This is a genomic window from Stenotrophomonas terrae (assembly GCF_001431465.1).
Classification (GTDB): Bacteria; Pseudomonadota; Gammaproteobacteria; order Xanthomonadales; family Xanthomonadaceae; genus Stenotrophomonas; species Stenotrophomonas terrae.
On record NZ_LDJJ01000033.1, the window covers coordinates 128,823 to 153,983 of the forward strand.

The window sequence follows — 25,161 nt, forward strand, 5'->3', positions numbered from 1 at the left end:
ATGTTCAGGCCAGCCTCTTGCGCAGGCGCTGCCGCGTGGCCAGGAACAGCACCAGTGCATACAGCAACAGGATGCTGGATTTCTGCACGAACAAGGGCCAGTTGTCGCCGGTCAGGAACAGCGATTTGATCAGGCCCATGAAGTGCGTGGCCGGCAGCAGCTGGCTGATGACCTGCACCCCGACCGGCATATTGCGCAGGTCAAACACAAACCCGGACAGCATCATCGCTGGCATGAAGCTGGTCAGCAGCGCCACCTGGCTGGCCTGGAACTGATTGCGGGTCACCGCCGAGATGAACAGACCCAGCAGCAGCGACACCATCAGGTAAAGCAGCGAACTGATCACGATCGCCAGTAGCGAACCGCGCATGGGCACCTCGAACAGGAAGCGCGCGGTCAGCAGGCAGATCGCCAGGTTGATCGCGCCAATGGCCATGTAGGGCAGCAGTTTGGCCAGCACCAGTTCGGTTGGCCGCACCGGGGTGACGAACAGCGCTTCCAGCGTGCCGCGCTCCCATTCGCGCGCCACCAGCAGCGAGGTGAGAAAGGCCCCGATCAAGGTCATCACCAGCACGATCAAGCCAGGCACCAGATACCAGGTGCTGGTGCTGGCCTCGTTGAACCACATGCGCTGGATCACACTGACCCGGCCGCCACCCGCACCGGAACTGCCCAGCCGGTCCGCCGCAATCTGCAGCTGGGAAGCCAAGGCCCCGCCCACATAGGCCTCCAGCGTGCGCGCGGTGTTTGCATCCACCCCATTGAGTATCAGCTGCACCTGTGCGCCGCCCTCGGCCATGCGACGACTGAAATCCACCGGCACATGCACGATGCCGCCCACCTTGCCCTGTCGCATCAAGGCCACCGCCGCGTCCATGTTGTTCACCTGCAACGGCGCCAGATAGGGCGAACCCTGCAAGCCGACCACCAGCGACTGGGTGGTGGGTGAGCGCTCATCCAGCACCACCGCCACCGGCGCGTTGCTGACATCGAAGGACAGGCCGTAGCCGAACAACAGGATCAAGGCCGCCGGCAGCAGCAGGCCAACGGCCAGACTGCTGCGCTCGCGCAGCATCTGCCGGGTTTCCTTGCGCAGCAATGCCCACAAGCGCGCGCCGAAGCCGGACATCAGGCCGCCCTGCCCGCAGCGCCTGCACTGCGCTGTGCCCGGCCTTTCTCAACGATGCCGATGAAAGCAGCATTCATGTCGATACCCTCACCACCGGCCTGCTCGCGCACCTGCTGCGGCGTGCCCAGCGCCAGCAGCTCACCGGCATCCTGGATGGCGATGCGGTCGCAGTACTCGGCCTCTTCCATGAAGTGGGTGGTGACGATGATGGTCACGCCCTGCTGCGCCAGGCCGGTGATGGTGCGCCAGAACGCGCGCCGTGCCAGCGGGTCGATGCCGCTGGTGGGTTCATCCAGGAACAGGATCTCTGGTGCATGCAGCAGGCCGACCGCCATGGCCAGCCGCTGTTTGTAACCGGCTGGCAGCTCACCGCTGCGGGCCTGCGCCTGCAGGTCGAAGCGGCTGATCGAATCCGCTACGCGCTGGCGCAGCTGCGCGCCGCCCAGACCGTAGGCACCGCCGAAGAACTCCAGGTTCTCGCGCACCGTCAGGTTGGCGTACAGCGCAAACTTCTGTGACACATAGCCAATGCGTGCCCGCGCCTGCGCACGCGCCGTACGCAGGTTCAGCCCGGCAACTTCCAGATGCCCGCTGCTTGCTGGCAACAAGCCGCACAACATCCTGAAAGTCGTGGTCTTGCCGGCACCGTTGGGGCCGAGTAGTCCAAAAATCTCACCGCGATGGACGTCGAAGGTGGTGCTGGCCACCGCGGTGAAATCACCGAAGCGTCGTACCAGATCCCGCACCACGATGACCGGCGCGTCGTCGCCGGCAAGTTTCGTCGCTGCGACTGCGGCGACCGGCAGCGGCGCCTGAGTTTCCTGCGCGCGCAGCAGCATCATGAACGCGTCTTCCAGCTCGGCCGGGCGCTCCACCGGCGCAACGCCGTGCAACGCTGCAGCGATGTCCGCCGGGCTGGCACCGGGCTGCAGGATGAAGCGCACCGCCCCTGCACGCGGCACCGCATCGAGGACATGCGCGCTGTCGTCGATCAGCTGCGCCTGCAGATCGCGCGCCTGCATGTGGGCGGGCGGCACCACGCTCCAGGTCAATCCGCGTGCCTTGGCGGCCAGGCTGGCCGGATCGCCTTCTGCCAGCAGCTGACCCTGGTGCAGCACGAAGATATGTTCGCAGCGTTCGGCTTCGTCCATATAGGCCGTGCTGACCAGCACGCTGAGATGCTCTTCCTGCACCAGCTGCTGGATGATTTTCCACAGCTCGCGGCGTGACAGCGGGTCCACGCCCACACTGGGCTCGTCCAGCAACAACAGCTGCGGCGACCTGACCAGGGTGCAGGCCAGGCCGAGCTTCTGCTTCATGCCACCGGACAATTTGCCCGCCGGACGCGCCTTGAACGCGGCCAGGTCGGTCATCTGCAACAGGCGTTCAAAGCGCGCGCGGCGCTCGTCCATGGGGACGCCATGCAGATCGGCATACAGATCCAGGTTCTCCTGCACGCTCAGGTCTTCATACAGTCCAAAGCGCTGCGGCATGTAGCTGATGCGGTCCTGTACCTGCTGCGGTTGCCGTGCCACGTCGAACCCGAGCACCTGCAACTGGCCGCCATCGGCAGGCAGCAGGCCCGCCAGCATGCGCAGGAAGGTGGTCTTGCCGGCCCCGTCAGGCCCGACCAAGGCGGTCAGTCTGCCTTCGCCAACGCGCAACGAGATCCCGCCCACGGCCTCCACCTGGCCGCCTCCCGGCGCCGGGAAAACCTTGCGCAGGTCGCGTGCGATGACCGTGGCAGCGGCTTGCATCATCAGCGCGTGTCTTGCTGCAGACGCACGCTCACCGGCTGGCCCAGGCGCAGCTGATCATGCGCATCGTCCACCACCACGCGCACTTCATAGACCAGGCTGGTACGCAGTTCTTCGGTCTGCACCGACTTGGGGGTGAACTCGGCCACCGAGGAGATAAACCCGACCTTGCCGGCCACCGGCTTGTCCGGATGGCTGTCACTGAACACCTGCGCGCGCTGCCCGCTGCGGATGCGGCCCAACTCGGTTTCGCTGGCAAATACCCGCACCCATTTGGGTTGGGTCAGCGCCAGCGCAAACGCCGCGCGTTGCGGGCTGACCATGTCGCCCACTTCCACCAGCCGCGAGCGCACCACCGCTGCCACCGGCGCCTTGAGCTGGCCCTGGCTGATCTGATGCTGCAGCAAGGCCAGTTGCGCATCGGCTGCCTGCAGTTGGGCTTCGGCCGCCGCGATGTCTTCCTTGCGCGGCCCCTGCTCCACCAGCGCCAGGCCCTGTCGCTGCAGCTCGGCATTGGCTGCGGCAACCTTGGCCGCACTGCGCGCACGGTCCATTTCGACCGCGCTGACTCCGCGCCCTGCGGTAGCGGCGGCAACGCCCTGCAGACGCTGCAGATCCTGCGCTGCGCGTGCGGCGTCGGCCTGCGCGGCAGCCAACTGGCTTCTGGCCTGGATCACTTCCTGCGGGCGGGCGCCATTGCGCAACCGCGCCACGCTCTGCTGCTGCGTCTGGATCTGCGCCTTGGCCTGATCGGCCTGCAGTTGCAGCGTCTGTGTATCGAACGTGGCCAGCACCTCGCCGGCCTTGACCTTGTCGCCCTCCTCCACCCGCACTTCCTGCACCCGACCGCTGCCGTCGAAGGCCAGCGATACCTGCCGGATATCCACATTGCCCTGCAGCTGCAGGACACCATCAGCCGGCTTGTCGCGGCTGCTCCACCACCACAGCAACAGGACAGCGAGCACCACGACAGCGGCCGCAACAACGAGCACGGGCTTCTTCATCAGGACGCATCCGCGAGCAGTTCTGGGTACAGTACGCAGCCTAGTTCAAATTAAATTTAATTTAAAGTGATGCCGGGCCGATCTTTCCAGCAAGCTAAACTTGCCACGCAATGAGTACACAGAAAATCACGCCACGCAGCCCGCGCACCGACGGTGAGGCAACCCGCGCCCGCCTGTTGGAGGCGGCCGGCCAGCTTTTCTCGCAGCAGGGCTTTGCCGAAACCACCGGCAAGGCTATTGCCCAGCGCGCCGGCGCCGACCTGGCCTCGATCAATTACCACTTCGGCAACCGCAACGGCCTGTACCAGACCGTCCTGCTGGAAGCGCACCGGCAGATCCTCGACCTGGACGATCTGCAACGCATTGCCAGCAGCGGGCTCACTGCCCCGCAGCGCCTGCACGCGCTGCTGACCGGGCTGGTGCAGCGCGCGCAGCAACCCGAGGCCTGGGCGCCACGTGTGTTGGCCCGCGAACTGCTGGCACCGTCCTCGCACCTGCAGGTGCTGCTGGCCGAAGCGATACCACCGAAGATCATCGTCGTGGCGCAGATGCTCAGCGAGATCTCCGGCATTCCGGTCGATGACCCGGCCCTGCTGCGCTGCCTGCTGAGCGTCGCCGCGCCCTGCATGATGCTGATCGTGATCGGACGCGACCTGCCCGGGCCCTTGCAACCGGTGATGCAGGGCCCGTCGCAGGCACTGGTAGCGCACCTGCACAGCTTCGCCATTGCCGGCCTGGAGGCCGTGGGCAAGGAGTACCGCGACAATGTCGCGGCCGGGAAAGCCAACCCCTCCCCGGCCCTCCCCTTCGCTGCGCGAAAGCGAGGGGGCAAAAGGTAGTGCCGAGCCATGCTCGGCAGAGGCTTTACCGGTAAGGCCCCAGCCGAGCACGGCTCGGCTCTACCCAGGCGAAAACTACCCCTCCCCAGCCCTCCCCTTCGCTGCGCGGAAGGGAGGGGGCAAAACTGCATCCGCCGGAAAACCGGCGGGCGCTCTGGCACCGCTCTTGCATCTGTCCGGGCATGAGTCCCGAACTTGCCCTCACCGAACTGCGCGGCGGCCTTGTCGCCACGCTGTGGATCGCCGGTCCGCTGCTGCTTGTCGTGCTGGTCGTCGGCGTGGTGATCGGCATCATCCAGGCCGCCACCCAGCTGAATGAGCCGACCATCGCCTTCGTTGCGAAAGCCGCAGCGCTTACCGCGGCCCTGTTCGCGCTGGGCAGCCTGCTGCTCGGTCATCTGGTCGAGTTCACCATCCTGTTGTTCCAGCGCATTCCCCACCTGATCGGTTAGCGGCATGGACTCGGTCACGCAGACGGTCATCGACGGCCAACAGGCGTTTGCCATCATCGGCAATACCTTGTGGATCATGCTGCGCATCGGCGCGATGCTGATGGCCATGCCCATGCTCGGCACCCGCGCGGTGCCGGCGCGGGTGCGGGCAATGCTGGCCATCGCCCTGTCCGTGGCATTGGCGCCGGTATTGCCGCCGGTACCGATCTTCAACGGCTTCGACTCGGCTACAGTGCTCAGTATCCTGCGCGAAGTCGCAGTCGGGGTCAGCATCGGCTTCCTGCTGCGGTTGATCTTCGAAGCCGGCGCAATGGCTGGTGAAATGATCGCGCAAAGCACCGGCCTGGCCTTCGCGCAGATGGCCGACCCGATGCGTGGCGGCAGCTCCGGCGTGATCGGGCAGTGGTTCTACCTGATGTTCGGCCTGCTGTTTTTCACCAGCAATGGCCACCTGGCACTGATCTCACTGCTGGTGGACAGCTACAAGGCGCTGCCCATTGGCACCGCCCTGCCCGATCCGCATGCGGTGGCCGCCCTGGCGCCGACGTTGGCCCTGCAGATCTTCCGTGGCGCACTGTCGCTGGCACTGCCGCTGGTGGTGGCGATGCTGGCGATCAACCTGGCCTTCGGCGTGCTGGCCCGCGCCGCGCCGGCGCTCAATCCTATGCAACTGGGCCTGCCGGTGGCGCTGCTGCTGGGGCTGTCCCTGCTTACCCTGTTGTCAGGGGAAATGGGCGCGCCCGTGCAGCGTTTATTCGACACCGCCTTTGATACGGCGCGGCAGGTGACAATGTGACGCTTTGCTCAGCTCAAGGTTTTCGGTTTGGCATTGCCTGACACCCCTATTGCCGGTTTCTCCATACCCGTGGATAGTCCGGGTACAGGCAGGCGCCGCAGGGGAATGCGGAACCACGTACGGCATCTCGCTGCCGCAACCGCGGCACGACAATCTTAGGGAGAGGGTTTGATGCTCGTTGGCAGCTACAACCCGTTGTTTGTCGTGTTGTCGATCCTGGTGGCCATCCTTGCCTCGTTCACGGCATTGGACATGGCCTCCCGGGTATCAGCCTCACAACCACGGCGCATTGCCGCCCGTTGGCTGCTGGCCGGTGGCGTGGCAATGGGTGCGGGCATCTGGTCGATGCACTTTGTCGGCATGCTCGCCTTCCGCTTGCCGATTCCGCTGGGCTATGACCTGTGGTTGACCCTGGAATCGCTGCTGGTAGCCGTCGCCGCCTCGATCTTTGCCCTGTGGCTGGTATCCCGGCCCACCCTGCCCCATCTGCGGCTGGCGCTTGGCGCGCTGCTGATGGGCCTGGGCATCGCCTGGATGCATTACGTCGGCATGTCGGCACTGAAGATGTCGCCGGAGATCGACTACGACCCGATCTGGTTTGCGCTGTCCATCATCATTGCAGTGGGCGCCTCCTGGAGTGCGCTGTATATCGCCTTCCGCCTGCGCACCGTCGAACACGCCCTGCCACCAAGGCTGATTGCCGCGATGGTGATGGGTCTGGCCATCGTCGGCATGCACTACACCGGCATGGCTGCGGCCCGGTTCCCGGCCAATGCGGTCTGCACGGCGGCCATTGGCGGCGGCGTTCCGACTGAATGGCTGGCCGCCTGCGTGGTGCTGCTGACCGTCGGCGTGATGGCGGTGGTATTGACCATCTCGCTGTTCGAGCAGCGCATGCAGGCGCGGCTGCTGCACCTGCGCAACTCAATGCTGTCGGCCTCGCTGGACGATGCCCGCAAGGAACTGTTCCACGCCAGCCAGCACGATTCACTGACCCGCCTGCCCAACCGCCAGCTCTCGCATGAACGCATCGAGCAGATGCTGCAGGACGGGCAGGCCTTCACGGTGATGTCGATCGACCTGGACGGCTTTCGCCATATCAATGGCACCTTTGGCTCGCAAACCGGCGATGCCGCCCTGGTCGAGATAAGCGAGCGCCTGCGTCAGCTGCTGCCGGCCGAGGACCTGGTAGGCCGCCTCGGCGGCGACCAGTTCGTCATCGCCACCACCTTGGCGCAGCCCGAGGACGTTGATGCCCAGGCCGAGCGCATCATCCTGGCGGTCAACTCGGTGCGGGCCGGCGGTCGTGACCTGCGCATCACCGCCAGCCTGGGTATCGCCCAGTACCCGCAACACGGCAACAACGCCGCACAACTGATCGCCATGGCCGAAACCGCCATGGCCTACTCCAAACAATCCGGCCGCAACAGCCATGCGCTGTTTGCCGACTGGATGAACGACAACGTCGAACAGGACCGGCGCCTGCTCGAGGACCTGCGCAAGGCAATGGGCAGTGCGCAGTTGTCGCTGCATTACCAGCCGCGGGTGCACGCCGACAGCGGCCGCATCAGCGGTGCCGAGGCACTGATCCGCTGGCGTCACCCCGAGCACGGCTACATCCCGGCCGAGAGAATCATCCGCCTCACCGAGCAAAGCGAGCTGATGGATGCCATCGGCAACTGGGTGCTGGATGAAGCCTGCCGGCAGATGCGCAGCTGGCAGGATGCCGGCAACAGCGAATGGCGAGTCTCGGTGAACCTGTCTGGCCGTCAATTGGGCTCGCCCAAGCTGCTGGAGGACGTACGTACCGCACTGGACCGCAATGAACTTGAACCTTCGCGGCTGATACTGGAAATCAGCGAAACCGCCGTGATGCGCGATGCCGAGAACACCATTGCGGTGCTGCGCAGCGTTGCCGGATTGGGGGTTGGCATCTCGATCGATGATTTTGGTACCGGCGTCTCCAGCCTGCTGCACCTCAAGCGGCTGCCGGCGACCGAGATCAAGATCGGCCGTGCCTTTGTGCTGGCGCTGGAGGACAGCGACGAGGACGTGGTGATTGTCTCGGCCATCGTCGCGCTGGGCCATGCGCTGAATCTGCAGGTGGTTGCCAAGGGCATCGAGACCCAGGGGCAGCGCTCCTACGTGGAGCGCCTGGGCTGTGACCACCTGCAGGGCTATCTGCTGGGCCGCGCGGTCAGCGCCGAGAACTTCATGCGCCTGCATGGCGGTGACGCCCAGCACGCCGCAATGGAGGCCAGGCTGGCCTCGTTCCAGGCCAGCCCCGAATAGAAGGCCGGTAGTGCCGAGCCATGCTCGGCAAGGGCTTTACCAATAGTGCCGAACTGTAGTGCCGAGCCATGCTCGGCAGGGGCTTTCCCGGTAGAGCCCAACTGTAGTGCCGAGCCATGCTCGGCAAGGGGCTTTACCGGTAGAGCCTCTGCCGAGCATGGCTCGGCACTACCCAAGCCCGGTTTGGAATGATTTTTGCACGGCTTTGGAAGAACCCTTCTTCCATGCCAGGCAATGTCAGAAAACGAACAGGCCGGGGAAAAAACCGAACTCCCCACCGAAAAACGCCTGCGCGAGGCGCGTGAGCAAGGCAATATCCCGCGTTCACGCGAACTGGCCACCGCCGCCGTCTTCGTCGCCGCGGTGCTGGCGCTGTACGCCATGTCCGGCTCCATGGGCGGCTCGGCACGGCAATGGATGAAGGCGGCGCTGTCGCCGGAGCCCGGTCTGCTGGACACCCCCAACGCCCTGTTCGGCCACGCCGGCTGGCTGTTGCTCAAGCTGATGCTGGCCTTCAGCCCGCTGTTGCTGGTGTGCGTGGCCGCTGGCTTCATCGCGCCGGTACTGATGGGCGGGCTGCGCTTTTCCAACAAGGCGATGATGCCGGACTTCAACCGCATGAACCCGATGAGCGGGATCAAGCGCCTGGTCGGCCCCGAAGCCCTGGCCGAACTGGTCAAGTCACTGCTGCGGGTGGTCTTTGTCGGCACCGCCGCCGGCCTGTGCATCTGGCATGGCGTCGATGCCCTGCGCGGGCTGCTGCACCTGCCATTGGAAAGTGCCATCGGCCGTGGCCTGGGCTTCACCCTCAAGCTGCTGCTGGCCACCGCCGGCGCAATGGCATTGCTGGCCGCCATCGACGCGCCGTACCAGAAGTGGAACTGGCTGCGGAAGCTGAAAATGACCCGCGAAGAACTCCGCCGCGAGATGAAGGAAAGCGAAGGCAGCCCCGAGGTCAAGGGCCGCATCCGGCAGATGCAGATGCAGCTGTCGCAGCGCCGGATGATCGAGGCCGTGCCCACCGCCGACGTGGTGCTGGTCAACCCCACCCACTACGCCGTGGCGCTGAAATACGAAAGCGGACGCATGAATGCCCCCACCGTGGTCGCCCGCGGCGTTGACGAAATGGCCCTGCGCATCCGCCAGGTGGCCGACGGCAACAAGGTCGCCATCGTCTCGGCACCGCCTTTGGCACGGGCCTTGTATCGGGAAAGCCAACTTGGCAAGGAAATCCCCGTGAGACTGTATTCGGCTGTTGCCCTTGTCCTGTCCTACGTCTACCAGCTGCGCCAATGGCGTAGCGGCCCGATGCCGCAGATGGCATCCATCGATATTGACGAATTCGGCAAGGGAGAAACCCGATGAGCACTCAGACCTCGGGCATGTCCGCGCGCCGCGTACTGGACATGCTGCGCCATGGACTGGGCGCCCCACTAATCGTGCTGGCGCTGCTGGCAATGGTGGTGGTGCCCTTGGCCGCGCCGGTGCTGGACGCCCTGTTCACCCTCAACATCGCCATTTCGATGCTGGTGCTGCTGGCCGTGGTCTACGTCAGGCGGCCGCTGGATTTCACCATCTTCCCGATCGTGTTGCTGGTCACCACCATGCTGCGCTTGGCGCTCAACGTGGCCTCGACCCGGGTGATCCTGCTCAACGGCCAGAACGGCCATGACGCCGCCGGCAAGGTGATCGCCGCGTTCGGCGAGTTCGTGATCGGCGGCAACTATGCGGTCGGCATCGTGGTGTTCGCGATCCTGACCATCATCAACTTCGTGGTCATCACCAAGGGTGCCGGGCGCGTGTCGGAAGTGACCGCGCGTTTCATCCTGGACGCCATGCCCGGTAAGCAGATGGCGATCGACGCCGACCTCAACGCCGGTTTGCTGACGCGCGAGGAAGCCAAGCTGCGCCGCGAAGAAGTGCGCGAGGAAGCCGACTTCTACGGTGCGATGGACGGCGCCAGCAAGTTCATCCGTGGCGATGCCATCGCCGGCATCCTGATTCTTTTCATCAATATGCTCGGCGGCCTTGCCGTGGGCGTGCTGCAGCATGACATGGCCTTCGGCGACGCTGCGGCCACCTACACGCTGCTGTCGATCGGTGACGGCCTGGTGGCGCAGTTGCCGGCCCTGTTGGTCTCCAGCGCCGTGGCCATGCTGGTCACCCGCGCCTCGCGCTCGCAGGACATGAGCGAGGCAATGATGGGCCAGGTGTTCGGCCAGTATCGCGCACTGGCCATCACCGCCGGCATCATCGGCCTGGTCGGTCTGGTGCCGGGCATGCCCAACCTGGCCTTCCTGAGCCTGGCCGTGATCCTGGGCTTCATTGCCTGGAAACTGTGGAAACGCGAAGCCAGCGCTGCTGCCAACGCGGCAGCCAACGCGAGCGCAGCCACTGAAGGCGGCATCAACGCACTGGGCCAACCCACGCCCGCCCCCACCGCCGAACTGACCTGGGACGAACTGCGCCCGGTTGACCCCCTAGGGCTGGAGGTCGGCTACCGGCTGATTCCGCTGGTCGACAAGAACCAGGGCGGCGAGTTGATGGCGCGGATCAAGGGCGTGCGCCGCAAGCTCACCCAGGACCTGGGCTTCCTGATCCCGCCAGTGCATATCCGCGACAACCTGGAGCTGCCGGCGACCCATTACCGCCTGTTGATCCACGGCGTTCCGGTCAGCACCGCCGATATCCACCCGGATCGCGAACTGGCATTGGACCCGGGCAGCGCCATGGGCAAGCTTGACGGCATTGCCGGCAAGGATCCGGCCTTCGGCCTGGACGCCACCTGGATCCAGCCGCACCAGCGCGCCCACGCCGAATCATTGGGCTACACCGTGGTCGACCCGGCCACCGTGGTTGCCACCCATCTGTCACACCTGATCCGCGAGCACGCGCCGGAGCTGCTCGGCCACGAGGAAGTACAGCAGCTGCTGGCCACTCTGGCCAAGAGCGCACCCAAGCTGGCCGAAGACCTGTCGCCCAAGGCGCTGCCGCTGTCCACCGTGGCCCGTGTGCTGCAGAACCTGTTGGTCGAACGCATCCCGATCCGCCAGCTGCGCAAGATCGCCGAAGCGCTGGTCGAAGCCGCACCGGTCACCCAGGACCCGGCCGCGCTCACTGCCGCGGTACGCAACACCCTGGGCCGCTTCATCGTGCAGGAAATTGCCGGTTCCTCGCCGGAGCTGCCGGTGTTCACCCTCAACCCGCAATTGGAACGGGTCTTGCAGGAGTCAACACAAGGCAATGGTGCCGCACTGGAACCCGGTCTCGCCGAACGCCTCCACCAGAGTCTTGCCGAATGTGTCGGCAAGCAGGAGGCCCGCAACGAGCCTGCGGTTGTGCTGGTACCGGCCCCGGTCCGCGCCGCGCTGGCGCGCCTGGTCCGCCACAGCGTTCCCTCGCTGTCGGTCCTGGCCTACAGCGAAGTGCCGGAAGACAAACGCCTGAAGCTGGTCGGCACGATCAGCTGAGGCACGCCGAAAGCCGACGCCGGCAACACTGCCGGCGACGGAAACCAGACACCTGCAGTACGCACCCATTCCGCAAGAAGGAGCCCGCCACGCCATGTATGACATCGCCAACGCCACTCCTTCAACGCAACCCCACTCCCGGTACCAAAGCATGAAGATCAAACGTTTCGTCGCCGCTGACATGCGCACCGCCATGAACCTCGTGCGCAAAGAACACGGTCCCGATGCCGTGATCCTGTCCAATCGACGGATCGAGGAAGGTGTCGAGATCGTGGCGGCCGCACACTACGACGAAACCGCGGTACAGCAGGCATTGGAAGCGACCCGCCCGGCCCCGCCGGCACCGGCCAAGCCACGCAGCGCCGCCGAAGCCATCATGGCCGCGATGACCCGCCGCAAGGCACCGGAGCCGGAACCGGTCACCGCCACCACCTCGGCCGTCGCCGCACTGGCGCGCTCGGCGGTAGGCGCCACCGGCCGCTCCATCGACAGCAGCGTCGAGCTGGCGCCGGGCAGCCGCTTCTCCGGCCTGCTCAAGTCGGCCGCCATCGAGCCGGTCGCAGCGCGTCAGGCCGCCGTCCCGCAGAGCCTGTTTGCCACCCAACCGGCCAGCGCCGACGAACTGCCGGTAGTGCCGGCATTCCGTCCCGCCGGCACGGCCGCCGCTGCCGTCACACCGCTTGCCGCCGCCCCGGTCAACACCGCACAGGCCAGCTTTGCCGACGCCATTGCGGCCGTCACCATCGCACCGCCGGCACCGACAGCTGCGCCGGTCGAGCGTGCCCGCTTCGTGATTGATCCGCCGATGCCCGAGCCGGCCAGCCTGGCGCCCGTCGCGATCCCGGCCATCCCGGCCGCAGCGGTGATCACCGCCCCCAGCCCCGACATCGCAGCACCGGTTGCAACCAGCGCTCCGATCATCACCGCCGCCGCAGAAGCCGCACAGCCCAACGACGCTGCCATCGCCGACAACGCAGCGGTTGTGACCGCCACCGCCCCGGCCCTGAGCCCGGTGGCGAGCAGCGCGGCCGCGGCCCCACGCGACGACGAACAGCTCAGCCAGCTGCGTCAGGAAGTGGCCGGCATGCGCCACCTGATCGAGCGCGAGATGAACCGCTTCACCGACGAACGCCTGCGTGGCAGCGCGGTGCGCGCCAACGCCTTGGACCTGATGGACGAGTACGGCTTCGACGCCGGCCTGGCCCGCGACGTCGCCACCCAGATTCCGGCCGATATCGATCCCAGCCGTGCCCGTGGCCTGATGCTGGGGCTGATTTCCAAGAAGCTGCCGATTGCCCCGGTCGATCCGATGGAAACCGGTGGCGTCATCGCCCTGGTCGGCCCCACCGGTGCCGGCAAGACCACCACCATCGCCAAGCTGGCCTCGCGCTTTGCCGAAGCCCATGCCGCCCGCGACGTGGCCCTGGTAACCACCGATACCCAGCGCATCGGCGCCCGCGAGCAGCTCTATGGCTTCGGCCGCCAGCTCGGCATCGCCGTGCACGAGGCCAACAGCGGCACCGACCTGAACCAGCTGCTGCAGAAGCTGGCCGACTACAAGCTGGTGCTGATTGACACCGCCGGCCTGGGCCAGCGCGACCGCGCCCTCACCGCCCAGCTGCAGTGGCTGCGTGCCGCCGGCCAGATCCGCACCCTGCTGGTGCTGCCGGCCAACACGGCTTTCCAGGACATGGACGAAGTGGTGCGCCGCTTCAGCGCCGCCAATCCGCAGGGTGTGGTGCTGACCAAGCTGGACGAGACCGGCCGCTTCGGCTCGGCCCTGTCGGTAGCGGTCGATCACCGCCTGCCGATCACCTGGGTAACCGACGGCCAGGACGTTCCGGAAGACCTTTATCGGGCCTCTGCCGCAAATCTGGTACTCCGCCTTGAAGATTTGCGCCGCGCGGCCGATATGCCCTGCAACACGGAGTTGAACAATGCAGTCGCGTGAGTACGCCAAGCTGACCAACACCTTCCCGCTGTCGGCTACCCGGCACGAACCGGCCGGCCCGGTACGCACCATCGCGGTGACCGGCGGCAAGGGCGGTGTGGGCAAAACCAATGTCTCGGCCAATCTGGCCGTGGCACTGGCAGGCATGGGCAAACGTACGCTGCTGCTGGACGCCGACCTGGGCCTGGCCAATATCGACGTGGTCCTTGGCCTGCAGCCCAAGCACACCCTGGCCGACCTGGTCGCCGGCCGCGCCACGCTTGAAGAAGTAATCATCGAAGGCCCCAACGGCGTGCTGGTAGTGCCAGCCGCCTCGGGCCGCCGGCACATGGCTGAGCTGCAACCGGCCGAGCATGTCGGCCTGGTCAATGTGTTCTCCGAGCTCGAACGCGACCTCGATGTGATGATCATCGATACCGCCGCCGGCATCACCGACAGCGTGCTGACCTTCTGCCAGGCCGCCCAGGACACCGTGGTGGTGGTCTGCGACGAGCCGGCCTCGATCACCGATGCCTATGCCTTGATCAAGGTGCTCTCGCGCGAGCGCGGCGTGGACCGCATCCAGGTGGTGGCCAACATGGTCCGCGACCCGAATGAAGGCCGCGCCCTGTACGAGAAGCTGGTGCGGGTCTGCGAAAAGTTCCTGATCGATGTCTCGCTGAACTACCTGGGCTGCGTGCCGCAGGACGACTGGCTGCGCCTGTCGGTGCAGCGCCAGCAGCCGGTGGTCAAGCTCTACCCTTCCGCGCCGGCATCGCTGGCCATCAACGAAATCGCCCGTCGCACCGCGCGCTGGCAAGCCCCAACCGCCCCGCGCGGCGGCGTTGAGTTCTTCCTGGAACGCATCATCCAGCAGAAGGTGAAGGCATGAACAATGCAGCCGCTCAATACCGTGAAGTCCAGCGCAATGCGGCCAATGACTGCATCGCCCGCCACGCTGACCTGGTCCGCCGCATCGCCCATCACCTGGCCGCGCGCCTGCCGGCCAGTGTCGAGGTCGATGACCTGATCCAGGCCGGCATGATGGGCCTGATCGAAGCCTCGCGCAGCTACGACGCCGAACAGGGCGCCTCGTTCGAGACCTATGCGTCGATCCGCATCCGCGGCTCGATGATCGACGAGATCCGCCGTGGCGACTGGGTGCCGCGCTCGGTGCACCGCCGTGCCCGTGATGCCGCCGCCACCATCCGCCGCCTGGAGCAGAGCACCGGCCGTTCGGCCAGCGCCAGCGAAGTGGCCGCGGCGATGGAGCTGCCCCTGCCCGAATACATGCGGCTGGTCGAAGACGCCTCGCGCGGCCAGGTGCTGAGCCTGGAATCGCGCATCGAAGACCAAGGCGAACTGGATACCCCGACCACCGGCGGCCCCAATCCGCAGCAGGTCCTGGAGCGCAGCCAGTTTGGTGCCGAGCTGGGCAAGGCCATCGGCCAGCTGCCCGAGCGCGAACAGCTGGTGCTGTCGCTGTACTACGAGCAGGAATTGAACCTGAAGGAAATCGGCGCGGTATTGGGCGTAAGCGAATCCCGCGTCTGTCAGATCCACGGCCAAGCCATGCTGCGCCTGCGCGGGCGGCTGAAGATTTTCGAGGCGGCCGACGCCGGCCTCGAGGAACCATGAAGAGGAAAGTCTTTTGAACAAGAACATGCGCATCCTGATCGTTGACGACTTCTCGACGATGCGCCGCATCGTCAAGAACCTGCTCGGCGATCTGGGCTTCACCAATACCGCCGAAGCCGAGGACGGGCATGCCGCGCTGTCACTGCTGCAGAGCCAGTCCTTCGATTTCGTGGTCACCGACTGGAACATGCCGGTGATGACCGGTATCGAGCTGCTCAAGGCGATCCGCAACGACGCCAAGCTCAAGACCCTGCCGGTACTGATGGTCACCGCTGAAGCCAAGCGCGAGCAGATCATCGAGGCCGCGCAGAGCGGCGTGAACGGCTACATCATCAAGCCGTTCACCGCGCAGACGCTGGAAGAGAAGCTCGGCAAGATCTTCGAACGCCTGGCAGCGAGCGCCTGATGGACGGCCTCGGGGAAGCCCTGAACGACAAATCGGCCCTGGTGCAACGCCTGCAGGACGCCTTGGCTGCCCTGGAAAGTGGCGACGAAGCCGGCTGGCGCCGGGAAATCGATGCGCTGGCGGCCTTGCGCACCCAGCCGATGATGTCCGGCCTGGGCCGGCTTGCGCGCGAGTTGGGCCAGGCACTGGGCGAGCTGCCCAGCGTGCCCAGCGAAGCCGGCGAGCTGGACGACGCCTGCGCGCGCCTGGACCACGTGGTGGAAATGACCGAGCAGGCCACCCACCGCACCCTGGACCTGGCCGAGGAATGCCGCGCGCTGACCGAACGCCTGCGCGCCGACGGACTCAATGCCGATCAGGGCGAAATCCTCGAACGCATCCGCCACAACCTCACCGAGGTAGCACTGACCCAGAGCTACCAGGACCTGACCGGGCAGATCATCCGTCGCGTGGTCGGCATCGTCCGCCGCGTGCATGAAGGCTTTGGCGCGCTCGGCCTGCCGCCCCCGGAAGAAGACGCGCGCAACCAGGGCTTGGCCGGCCCGGCCGTCAACGGCCTGGACCGCCATGCCGTCTCGCAGGTGGATGCCGACGACCTGCTCTCGGACCTGGGGCTGTAAGCCATGAGTGCTTTTGCCGACGACATCGCCGCCGACTTCATCCTCGAAGCGCAGGAGATCCTGGATCGCCTCGGCGAGCAGCTGGTGACGCTGGAACAGGCGCCGCACGATAGCGAGCAGCTCAACGCCGTGTTTCGCGGCTTCCATACGCTCAAGGGTGGCGCCGGTTTTCTGGCGATCCATCCCATGGTTGAGCTGTGCCACGCCGCCGAGGAAACCCTGGGCATGGCGCGTGCCGGCAAGGCTGAACTGCTGGCGCATCATTTCGATGCCGCCCAGCAATCGCTGGACTGGCTGCAGGCCATGCTCGACGCGGTGTCCTCCGGCACCGATCCTGAGCATGCACCGGCCGCGCTGATTGCCCAGTTCGACGTCGGCACCGCCCCTGTGGTGGTAGCCGCCCCGGTGGCCGCCGCAGCCAGCGACAGCGAACTGATCAGCGAAGACGAATTCGAAGCCCTGCTCAATGAGCTGCATGGCAGCGGTACCCCCGGTGCCCAGCCCATCACGGCCAAGGCCGACGACGGGCTGATCGACGAGGATGAATTTGAAGCCCTGCTCGACAAGCTTCACGGCGGTGCCGCCCCTGGCGCCGTCGCGTTGCAGGCCGCTCCTGTCGCAACACCGGCACCGGCGCCGACAGCGGCACCACCGCGCGCTGCTGTCCCGGCCCGCCCTGCTGCAGCGGCCGCCAAGCCGGCCGCCGCCAAAGCCGCCGAGCCCGAGCACACCGTTCGCGTTGACACCAAACGCCTGGACGCCATCGTCAACCTGATTGGCGAACTGGTGCTGGCGCGCAATCGGCTCAAGACCCTGCGTACCCGCCTCAAGGACGAGGAACTGGACCGCGCCGTGTCCACCCTGGATATCGCCACCGCACGCCTGCAATCGGCGGTCATGCGTACCCGCATGCAGCCGGTGGGCAAGGTGTTCTCGCGCTTCCCCAAGGTCGCCCGCGATGTGGCCCGTTCGCTGCAAAAAGAGGTCGATCTGGAATTGATCGGCGCCGATACCGAACTGGACCGCAACCTGGTCGAAGCGCTGGCCGACCCGCTGGTGCACCTAGTGCGCAACGCCATCGACCATGGCGTGGAATCGCCCGAGCTGCGCGAAGCACAGGGCAAGGCACGGATGGGCCGGGTGCGCCTGTCGGCACAGCAGGAAGGCGACTACGTCAGCATCGAAGTACAGGACGACGGCGCCGGCATCGATCCGGAACGGCTGCGCGCCAAGGCCCGCGACAAGGGCCTGATCGATCCCGAAGCGGCCGCCCGCCTGACCAGCGAAGAGTGTCTGCACCTGGTGTTCCTCCCCGGTTTCTCGACCAAGCAGGAAGTCACCGACATCTCCGGCCGGGGCGTCGGCATGGACGTGGTGCAGTCACGCATCCGCGAGCTCAGTGGCCAGATCCAGATCCAATCCGAACTGGGCCGCGGCAGCCGTTTCCTGATCCGCGTGCCGCTGACCCTGGCGATCCTGCCGACCCTGCTGGTGCAGGCCGGTGACGATGTCTACGCGCTGCCATTGGCGCGAGTAATGGAAGTGCTGCATGCACCGGCCACCTCGCTGGGCTGGTTCGACGGCCGCGCCGTGTTGGACCGCAAATCCCACACCCTGGCCCTGCTGGATCTGCGCCAGTGGCTGGGGGTCACCCCGGCGCCATCAACGCTGCTGACCATCGTCGTGCTGCAGATGGGCGAAGCCCGTTTCGGCCTGGTGGTGGACCAGGTACGTGGCCGCGAGGAAGTGGTGATCAAGCCGCTGCCGCGCGCACTGCGCGGACTCAATGGCTATGCCGGCGCCACCCTGATCGGCGACGGGCGGATGGCCTTGATTCTGGATGTGGATGGGCTGCGCGGAGGGCAAGGGTGAGTGATCTCGTGATTGCAGCCGCACCGTTCGCGATCCCGCTAGTCCCCTCTCCCGCTTGCGGGAGAGGGCGCCCCACGAAGACGGGGCGGGTGAGGGGCGCGTTTAGCCTCTAACCGGCACCGTTCGCGATCCCGCTAGTCCCCTCTCCCGCCTGCGGGAGAGGGCGCCCCGCGAAGACGGGGCGGGTGAGGGGCGCTTTTGGCTTCTAAAGCTTGAAGCTGCCCTCACCCCAACCCCTCTCCCGCACGCGGGAGAGGGGCTTAAGCAAAAGCCCTGCCGATTCAAGACTGCTCCAACAGCGCCCTCGCCCCAACCCCTCTCCCGCAAGCGGGAGAGGGGCTAGCAAAGCCCCCGATTCAAGACCGCTCCAACCAGGCCGATATACGCACCATGGACCGACTCAGCATCATTGGACTTTTCCTCGCCCTCGCCTCGCTGGTGGGTGGCAGCATCCTCAAAGGCGCGGGCCTGTCCTCGCTGTGGTCACCGGCTGCGTTCGTGATCGTCATCGTCGGCACCTTGGCCGCCATCCTGCTGCACACCTCGCCGGCAGTGTTCAAACACGCCTTCAAGATCGTGCGCTGGGTGATCCGGCCGCCGGCCAGCGACCGCCGCGCGCTGGTCCAGCAGATCGTGGACTGGAGCAATATCGCGCGCCGCCAGGGCCTGCTCGGGCTGGAGCCGCAGGTCGAGATGCAGGACGACCCGTTCATCCGCAAAGGCCTGCAGCTGGTGGTTGACGGCGTTGAGCCGGACACCATCCGTCACATGCTGGAAATCGAACTGGGCAGCCAGGAGCAGCAGGATCTGGCCGCCACCAAGGTGTTCGAGGGCATGGGCATCTACGCCCCTACCCTGGGCATCATCGGCGCCGTGCTCGGGCTGATCGCAGTGATGAAGAACCTGGCCGATCCGAGCAAGCTCGGCCACGGCATCGCTGCCGCGTTCACCGCCACCATCTACGGCATTGCCTCGGCCAACCTGCTGTTTCTGCCGGTCTCGGCCAAGCTCAAGGGCGTGATCGCCAGCAGCTGCCGCGAGCGCGAAATGATCATCGAAGGCCTGATCGCCATTGCCCAGGGCGAAAACCCGCGCAATATCGAGAACAGCCTGGCCGGCTTCGTGAACTGAACCATGGCCCGTCGCAAGCACCACGAAGAGCACGCCAACCACGAAGCATGGGCCATCCCCTATGCCGACCTGATGACGCTGCTGCTCGCGTTCTTCGTCGTGATGTACGCGATCTCCTCCTTGAACGAGGGCAAGTACCGGGTCATGGCCGATGCCCTGACCACCGCCTTCGGTGGCGCCCCGCGTACCATCAGTCAGGTCCAGGTCGGCAATAAACAAGTGCAGGGTGGCGGCTTCGATTCGCCCTCGGTGATAAGCGCGCCCAGCATGACCGGCGGCGCATTGGCCGACCCCACCCAGCTGCCGTCGATGGCCTCGCATATGCGCATGCCGGTTTCGGCGCACAACCAGGAACAGCTGCAGCGCGCCGAGCGCCAGCTCAACCAGATCGCCGATCGGCTCAGCAGGTCGCTGGCACCGCTGGTCAAGCAGGGCGTGATCACCGTGCGCCGCACCGAGCTGTGGATCGAGGTCGAGATCAACAGCGACATCCTGTTCGGCACCGGCTCGGCAGCACTGGATGTCAGCGCCCGCGACACCCTGGGCACATTGGCCGATGTGCTGCTCGATGCCCCCAACGGCGTCCGCGTCGAAGGCCATACCGACAACCTGCCGATCGCGACTGCGCAGTTCCCGTCCAACTGGGAATTGTCGGCGGCGCGTGCGGCCAGCGTGGTGCACCTGTTCGCCGACCATGGCGTACAGCCGCAACGGCTGGCCATGGTTGGCTACGGCCAGTTCCGCCCACGCGAAAGCAACGATGCGCCCGAAGGGCGCAACCGCAACCGGCGGGTGATGGTGATCATCCTCGCCGATTCGGCAGCAGCAGCCGATCTGCCTGCAGCCGGCAACACCACAGCCAGTACCAGCAGCGATGACGACGGTGGCGGCGCTGCCGCCGCATCGGCCATCCGCAGCGCGGTACCGGCGGTCATCGAAGGAGTCCACTGATGCGCATCTGGGCCATTGCCAACCAAAAAGGCGGCGTCGGCAAAACCACCACTACCCTGTCGCTGGGACGCGGCCTGGCCGCGCGCGGCCACAAGGTGCTGCTGATCGACCTGGACCCCCATTCCTCCTTGACCCGCGCCTTCGGCGTGCCTGTCGAGCCGGTGCCGGAAGGCGTGCAGGAGCTGTTCGCCGCGCCACCGCACGAAATCGCCGCGCTGGCCCGCCACAGTGACATCCCCGGCCTGGACTATCTCTGCGCGCAGGCCTCGCTGGCCACGCTGGAACGGCGCAGCGCCAACCAGCCAGGTCTGGGCCTGGCGCTGCAGCAGGCGCTGGCCCGCCACGGCGAACAACACGACTACATCCTGCTCGACTGCGCGCCGACGCTGGGCCTGCTGATGATCAATGCATTGGCAGCGGCCGACCGTCTGATCATTCCCACCCAGGCCGAGCCACTGGCCCTGCATGGCCTGGACGGCATGGTCCGCACCGGCGAGATGGTGGAGCGCTCGCGCAAGCGCGCCCTGCCGATCTCGGTACTGCCGACCCTGTTCGACCGCCGCACCCGCGCCGGCAACGAAACCCTCAAGCTGATGCAGGAACGCCACGGCGAGCGCGTCTGGGAAGATGCGATTCCAATCGACACCCGCATCTGCAACCCGGCCGCATTGACCGTGCCGCTGCTAGGTGATGATTACCCCGGGCGCGGCATGGCCGCCTACCGCCACGCGCTGGAATGGCTGCTGCTCAGCGAGGCCGCGCAGCTGGAGCGCGCCGCATGAGCAACGACGTACTGGACGACTATCTGGGCGAACTGCTGCTGGAAGCGGTGCCCGAACCGGCTGCGGTCGCGCCCGTGGTGGCGGCGAAACCGCCAGCATTTGAAGCCCCCGGCGACAGCGCCGAGTTGGAAGCGGTGTTTGAGGCCGCACTGGCGCAAGCGCAATCCAAGGCCAGCGAAGCCACGCCATCGCCACCCAGCGTGCCTGCTGACAGCGCTGCCCTGCAGGCCGCATTTGACGATGCCATGGCTGCAACCAGCGCCGCCAACGCTGGCCGCCCGCCCACCTGGGACGATCTGCCGGACGAAGTGATCTACGAAACCGGCCCCGCTGAAAGCCGCAAGCTCGCTCACAGCGACAGCGCCTGTCTGCAGGCCGCCTTCGCGACCGCGGCCGGCCTGCCAGCGCCCCCACCTGCGCAGCCACGCAGTACGCCCAACGTACGCGCCTTGGACGCGCCGGTCGCAGACGCACGCCCCAGCACCTGGCAGGAACTGCAGGCCCAGGCACAGCGCCCGGCCAACAGCCCGCAGCACCGCCGCGCCGCCGAGCGCAGTTCGCGCTGGCTGCGCCTGCGCTGCGGCCAGCAGACCTATGCGCTGGAGTTGTTGAAGGTGCAGGAGGTGGTGTTGCCGGTGCCCTTGTTGGCATTGCGCGGCACCGGCCCGGCGATGCTGGGCATCATGAACCTGCGTGGCCAGGTGGTCCCGGTGATGGACCTGTGCCGTCACCTGGAGGTGGAGAGCGCAGCGGAAGACGCGCAGACCCGGATTGTCGTACTGGAAGAAAACGGCGAGACCCTGGGCCTGCGCGTATCAGCGGTGGAAGACGTGGCCAACCTCAACGACTCGCAGATCGAGCCACCGGACACCGCGCGCATCTGCCAGATTTCCAACGAACTGTTCCGCGGCATCGCCCGCGTCGGCCAGCAGCCCATGATCCTGCTCGACGCCGGCCGCCTGCTGCGCTGAGTGCCGCTTCGCCTGATTGCCCAATGCAGCTTGGGCGGGCTGTTGCTCCAAGCCTCCTCCCTTTTGCGAAGCAAAGGGGAGGATTGAGGAGGGGTGCCGTTGCTGTTGCTGCTGCTCCATGCCTCCTCCCTCTCGCGCAGCAAAGGGGAGCAGGCAAAGGTAGTGCCGAGCCATGCTCGGCAGAGGCTTTACCGGTAAGGCCCCAGCCGAGCATGGCTCGGCTCTACCCAATCAAGAGCTACCCCTCCCCAACCCTCCCCTTCGCTGCGCGAAAGGGAGGGGGTAAAGCCCAAAACCGTGCGCCGGTTAACACTATCTGCTGCAGCGCATCGCAGCCCTAAAGATCGCTGGCGGATCGCCGCTATCTCTCCCAGTAACGTTTGTTCGGAGCAACGATGAGCACTGTGGCCCTGGCGCAGGATCTCGGCATCGAGTCCACCAGCGAGTTGAAGCAACAACTGGCAACCCACCTGCCGCAGGCCGGTGAGCTGCGCGTGGATGCCGGCCAGGTAGGCCGTGTGCACACCGCCGCGATGCAGGTGCTGTGCGCCTTTGTGCTGGCGCGCCAGCAGGCCGGCCATGGCACCGTCTTTGACAACGCTACCGATACCTTCCGTGACGCCGCGCGCCTGCTCGGTGTCCTCCGGACCCTGGGTCTGGAAGCAACCCCTGACACAACGAAATCTGTGGAGAACGCTGCATGAGCGCACGAATCTTGGTGGTGGACGACTCGGCGTCAATGCGCCAGATGGTCTCTTTCGCCCTCACCTCAGCCGGCTTTTCGGTTGAAGAAGCTGAGGACGGCGCCGTCGCCCTGGGCCGCGCCAAAGGCCAGCGTTTCAACGCCGTGGTCACCGACGTCAACATGCCCAACATGGACGGCATCTCGCTGATCCGCGAGCTGCGCCAGCTGCCGGACTACAAGTTCACGCCGATGCTGATGCTGACCACCGAGTCGGCCGCCGACAAGAAATCCGAAGGCAAGGCCGCCGGTGCTACCGGTTGGCTGGTCAAGCCGTTCAATCCCGAACAGCTGATTGCCACCGTACAGAAAGTCCTGGGCTGATCAGCCCACCTGCCCTACCGATCGGATACCGCGCCAATGAGCATGGACCTGCAGCGTTTCCACGCCACCTTCTTCGAAGAAAGCCGCGAAGGGCTGGATGCAATGGAGGCCGGCCTGCTGGCACTGGAAGACGGCCAGCACGACCCGGAAGTCATCAACTCGGTGTTCCGCGCCGCGCACTCCATCAAGGGCGGTGCCGGCACCTTTGGCTTTGATGCCATCGCCGCACTTACCCACGTACTGGAAACGCTGCTTGATGAGCTGCGCGCCGGCAAACGCGCACTGGAAGGCAATGCCGTCGATGCCATGCTGGGCTCGGTGGATGTGCTGCGCGCCTTGCTGCGTGAAGTCGAGCATGGCCAAGCCGCCGACCCGGCTGCGGTCAAGGCGGTAACCGATCGCCTGCAGGCGGTGCTGTCGGGCGAAGCCCCGGCGGCGGCCGCTGCAGCCAAGCAGGAAGAAACACCGGACGCCTGGCAGATCGGGTTTGCGCCGGCACCGTCATTGTTCATGAGTGGCAACGACCCGCTGCGCATCATCCGCGAGCTGGAAACCCTGGGTTCGCTGCACGTCGAACCGCGCATGGCGCGCCTGCCCAGCTTCGACCAGCTCGATCCGCTGGAAGCCTATCTGGCCTGGGATCTGGGCCTGGTCGGCAAGGTACCGCGCAGCCGTATCGAAGACACCTTCGCCTGGGTGGTGGACGACTGCGAGCTGGACATACGTCCGGCCGCGCCGCCGAGCCTCGCCGTCGAGGCCCCCGTGGCCGCGCCTGCTGCCAGCATCGAGACCGCCGCCAAGGCGCCGGCCAGCGCGCAGCAGCATGAAGCGGAAAGTTCGATCCGGGTCAGCGTCGACAAGGTCGATGCACTGATCAACCTGGTCGGCGAGTTGGTCATCACCCAGGCCATGCTCAAGCAGGTTTCCGGCGGACTGGATCCCGTCCACGCCGAGCAGCTGTTTGCCGGCCTGGACCTGCTTGAACGCAATACCCGCGACCTGCAGGAAGCCGTCATCGGCGTGCGCATGCTGCCGGTGGATGCGGTGTTCCGCCGCTTCCCGCGCCTGGTCCGCGACCTGTCCGGCCGCCTGGGCAAGCAGGTGCGCCTGCGCACCATCGGCGAAGGCACCGAGCTGGACAAGGGCCTGATCGAGAAGATTGCCGATCCACTGGTGCATCTGGTCCGCAACTCCATCGACCACGGTCTGGAAATGCCGGATGTGCGTCGCGATGCCGGCAAGGACGAAACCGGCACCATCACCCTGGCCGCTTCGCACCAGGGCGGGCATATCGTCATTGAAGTCAGCGACGACGGCCGTGGCTTGAACCGCGACAAGATTCTGTCCAAGGCCTTGGAACGCGGTTTGAGCGTGCCGGACAACCCCACCGACGCGCAGGTCTGGGACCTGATTTTCCAGCCGGGCTTCTCCACTGCCGATGCCGTCACCGATCTGTCCGGTCGTGGTGTGGGCATGGACGTGGTCCGCCGCAACATCCAGGCCCTGGGTGGCGAGGTGCAGCTGGAAAGCCGCACCGGTGCCGGCACCCGCGTGCTGATCCGTTTGCCGCTGACCCTGGCCATCCTTGATGGCATGACCGTCTCGGTCGCTGGCGAAACCCTGATCCTGCCGCTGGCCTATGTGCTCGAAGCACTGCAGCCGCAGCCGGATGACATCCGCAGCATGGCCGGCGAAGGCCGTGTATTGCGGGTGCGCGGCGAATACCTGCCGATCCTGTCGCTGGGCCAGTACTACGGCTATCCGCACGATCCGCAGGCCGAGCCGCTGGTGGTCGTGGTGGAAGGTGACGGCCAGAAGATCGCACTGGAAGTAGACGAGCTGATCGGCCAGCAACAGGTCGTGGTCAAGAACATCGAGAACAATTACCGGCGCATCAGCGGCGTTTCCGGCGCCACCATCCTCGGTGATGGCCGGGTTGCGCTGATCGTTGATATCGGCGGACTGGTGCGCTCCCTGCGCACCCAGCAAGCCGCCTGAGCCCCGCGTAACACGCTACTGACGCCGCGCGCCCACACCGGGCGGGCGGCGTTCGTG

22 protein-coding genes are annotated in these 25,161 nt (G+C 66.1%); 19 read left to right on the forward strand and 3 right to left on the reverse strand.

Translation table 11 applies throughout. The features are described from left to right. Positions 1-4: 4 nt before the first annotated feature. Genes ABB27_RS10550 through ABB27_RS10560 form a run of 3 tightly spaced genes read right to left on the reverse strand, consistent with a single transcriptional unit; the run spans position 5 to position 3,890 of the window. Complete coding sequence (locus ABB27_RS10550; RefSeq protein ID WP_057628663.1) at positions 5-1,129, reverse strand: ABC transporter permease; 1,125 nt, start codon at positions 1,127-1,129, stop codon at positions 5-7. Continuing rightward, positions 1,129-2,889 (reverse strand): ATP-binding cassette domain-containing protein, encoded by a 1,761-nt coding sequence (locus tag ABB27_RS10555; protein WP_057628664.1) that lies wholly within the window; start codon positions 2,887-2,889, stop codon positions 1,129-1,131. The genes ABB27_RS10550 and ABB27_RS10555 overlap by 1 nt, the downstream gene beginning before the upstream one ends. Further along, positions 2,889-3,890, reverse strand: coding sequence for an HlyD family secretion protein (locus tag ABB27_RS10560; RefSeq protein WP_057628665.1), 1,002 nt, complete (start codon positions 3,888-3,890; stop codon positions 2,889-2,891). Before ABB27_RS10560 ends, ABB27_RS10555 begins: the two co-directional genes overlap by 1 nt. 110 nt (positions 3,891-4,000) lie before the next feature. Here ABB27_RS10560 and ABB27_RS10565 point away from each other — a divergent pair, with 110 nt between their 5' ends. From ABB27_RS10565 to ABB27_RS10655, 19 genes are all read left to right on the forward strand, one after another. After that, positions 4,001-4,729 (forward strand): TetR/AcrR family transcriptional regulator, encoded by a 729-nt coding sequence (locus tag ABB27_RS10565; RefSeq protein WP_083491253.1) that lies wholly within the window; start codon positions 4,001-4,003, stop codon positions 4,727-4,729. A 182-nt stretch (positions 4,730-4,911) separates the two neighbouring features. After that, positions 4,912-5,181: a flagellar biosynthetic protein FliQ gene (locus ABB27_RS10570; protein WP_057628666.1), complete on the forward strand. Its 270-nt coding sequence runs from the start codon at positions 4,912-4,914 to the stop codon at positions 5,179-5,181. A 4-nt stretch (positions 5,182-5,185) separates the two neighbouring features. Next, positions 5,186-5,977 carry a flagellar biosynthetic protein FliR gene (gene fliR, locus ABB27_RS10575; protein ID WP_057628667.1) on the forward strand — a complete coding sequence of 264 codons (792 nt, stop codon included), beginning with the start codon at positions 5,186-5,188 and terminating at the stop codon, positions 5,975-5,977. Between the two features lie 171 nt (positions 5,978-6,148). Further along, positions 6,149-8,269 (forward strand): putative bifunctional diguanylate cyclase/phosphodiesterase, encoded by a 2,121-nt coding sequence (locus tag ABB27_RS10580; protein ID WP_057628668.1) that lies wholly within the window; start codon positions 6,149-6,151, stop codon positions 8,267-8,269. Positions 8,270-8,503: 234 nt separating this feature from the next. After that, positions 8,504-9,634 carry a flagellar biosynthesis protein FlhB gene (flhB, locus tag ABB27_RS10585; protein WP_057628669.1) on the forward strand — a complete coding sequence of 377 codons (1,131 nt, stop codon included), beginning with the start codon at positions 8,504-8,506 and terminating at the stop codon, positions 9,632-9,634. Beyond that, the gene (flhA, locus tag ABB27_RS10590; protein WP_057628670.1) at positions 9,631-11,739 is read left to right on the forward strand and encodes a flagellar biosynthesis protein FlhA; all 2,109 of its coding nucleotides are present in this window, start codon (positions 9,631-9,633) and stop codon (positions 11,737-11,739) included. Before flhB ends, flhA begins: the two co-directional genes overlap by 4 nt. Positions 11,740-11,890: 151 nt before the next feature. Continuing rightward, positions 11,891-13,690, forward strand: coding sequence for a flagellar biosynthesis GTPase FlhF (gene flhF / locus ABB27_RS10595; protein ID WP_057628671.1), 1,800 nt, complete (start codon positions 11,891-11,893; stop codon positions 13,688-13,690). After that, entirely contained in the window at positions 13,677-14,561 is an 885-nt protein-coding gene (locus ABB27_RS10600; RefSeq protein ID WP_057628672.1) for a MinD/ParA family ATP-binding protein, read from the forward strand. Before flhF ends, ABB27_RS10600 begins: the two co-directional genes overlap by 14 nt. After that, on the forward strand, positions 14,558-15,307 hold the full coding sequence (locus tag ABB27_RS10605) for an RNA polymerase sigma factor FliA (protein ID WP_057628673.1): 750 nt from the start codon (positions 14,558-14,560) through the stop codon (positions 15,305-15,307). The genes ABB27_RS10600 and ABB27_RS10605 overlap by 4 nt, the downstream gene beginning before the upstream one ends. A 13-nt stretch (positions 15,308-15,320) precedes the next feature. Next, on the forward strand, positions 15,321-15,713 hold the full coding sequence (gene cheY, locus ABB27_RS10610) for a chemotaxis response regulator CheY (RefSeq protein WP_057628674.1): 393 nt from the start codon (positions 15,321-15,323) through the stop codon (positions 15,711-15,713). Further along, on the forward strand, positions 15,713-16,333 hold the full coding sequence (locus ABB27_RS10615) for a protein phosphatase CheZ (protein ID WP_057628675.1): 621 nt from the start codon (positions 15,713-15,715) through the stop codon (positions 16,331-16,333). The genes cheY and ABB27_RS10615 overlap by 1 nt, the downstream gene beginning before the upstream one ends. A 3-nt stretch (positions 16,334-16,336) precedes the next feature. Further along, complete coding sequence (locus ABB27_RS10620; RefSeq protein ID WP_057628676.1) at positions 16,337-18,205, forward strand: chemotaxis protein CheA; 1,869 nt, start codon at positions 16,337-16,339, stop codon at positions 18,203-18,205. Positions 18,206-18,595: 390 nt separating this feature from the next. Continuing rightward, positions 18,596-19,336, forward strand: coding sequence for a flagellar motor protein (locus tag ABB27_RS10625; protein ID WP_057628677.1), 741 nt, complete (start codon positions 18,596-18,598; stop codon positions 19,334-19,336). Between the two features lie 3 nt (positions 19,337-19,339). Next, positions 19,340-20,287 carry a flagellar motor protein MotD gene (gene motD / locus ABB27_RS10630; protein WP_057628678.1) on the forward strand — a complete coding sequence of 316 codons (948 nt, stop codon included), beginning with the start codon at positions 19,340-19,342 and terminating at the stop codon, positions 20,285-20,287. Beyond that, positions 20,287-21,069 carry a ParA family protein gene (locus ABB27_RS10635; protein ID WP_057628679.1) on the forward strand — a complete coding sequence of 261 codons (783 nt, stop codon included), beginning with the start codon at positions 20,287-20,289 and terminating at the stop codon, positions 21,067-21,069. The genes motD and ABB27_RS10635 overlap by 1 nt, the downstream gene beginning before the upstream one ends. Next, the gene (locus ABB27_RS10640) at positions 21,066-22,040 is read left to right on the forward strand and encodes a chemotaxis protein CheW (RefSeq protein ID WP_057628680.1); all 975 of its coding nucleotides are present in this window, start codon (positions 21,066-21,068) and stop codon (positions 22,038-22,040) included. The genes ABB27_RS10635 and ABB27_RS10640 overlap by 4 nt, the downstream gene beginning before the upstream one ends. Before the next feature lie 395 nt (positions 22,041-22,435). Beyond that, entirely contained in the window at positions 22,436-22,744 is a 309-nt protein-coding gene (locus tag ABB27_RS10645; protein WP_057628681.1) for an STAS domain-containing protein, read from the forward strand. Then, positions 22,741-23,106: a response regulator gene (locus ABB27_RS10650; protein ID WP_057628682.1), complete on the forward strand. Its 366-nt coding sequence runs from the start codon at positions 22,741-22,743 to the stop codon at positions 23,104-23,106. The genes ABB27_RS10645 and ABB27_RS10650 overlap by 4 nt, the downstream gene beginning before the upstream one ends. Positions 23,107-23,142: 36 nt before the next feature. Next, complete coding sequence (locus tag ABB27_RS10655) at positions 23,143-25,104, forward strand: chemotaxis protein CheA (protein WP_057628683.1); 1,962 nt, start codon at positions 23,143-23,145, stop codon at positions 25,102-25,104. The last annotated feature ends 57 nt before the right edge of the window (positions 25,105-25,161 follow it).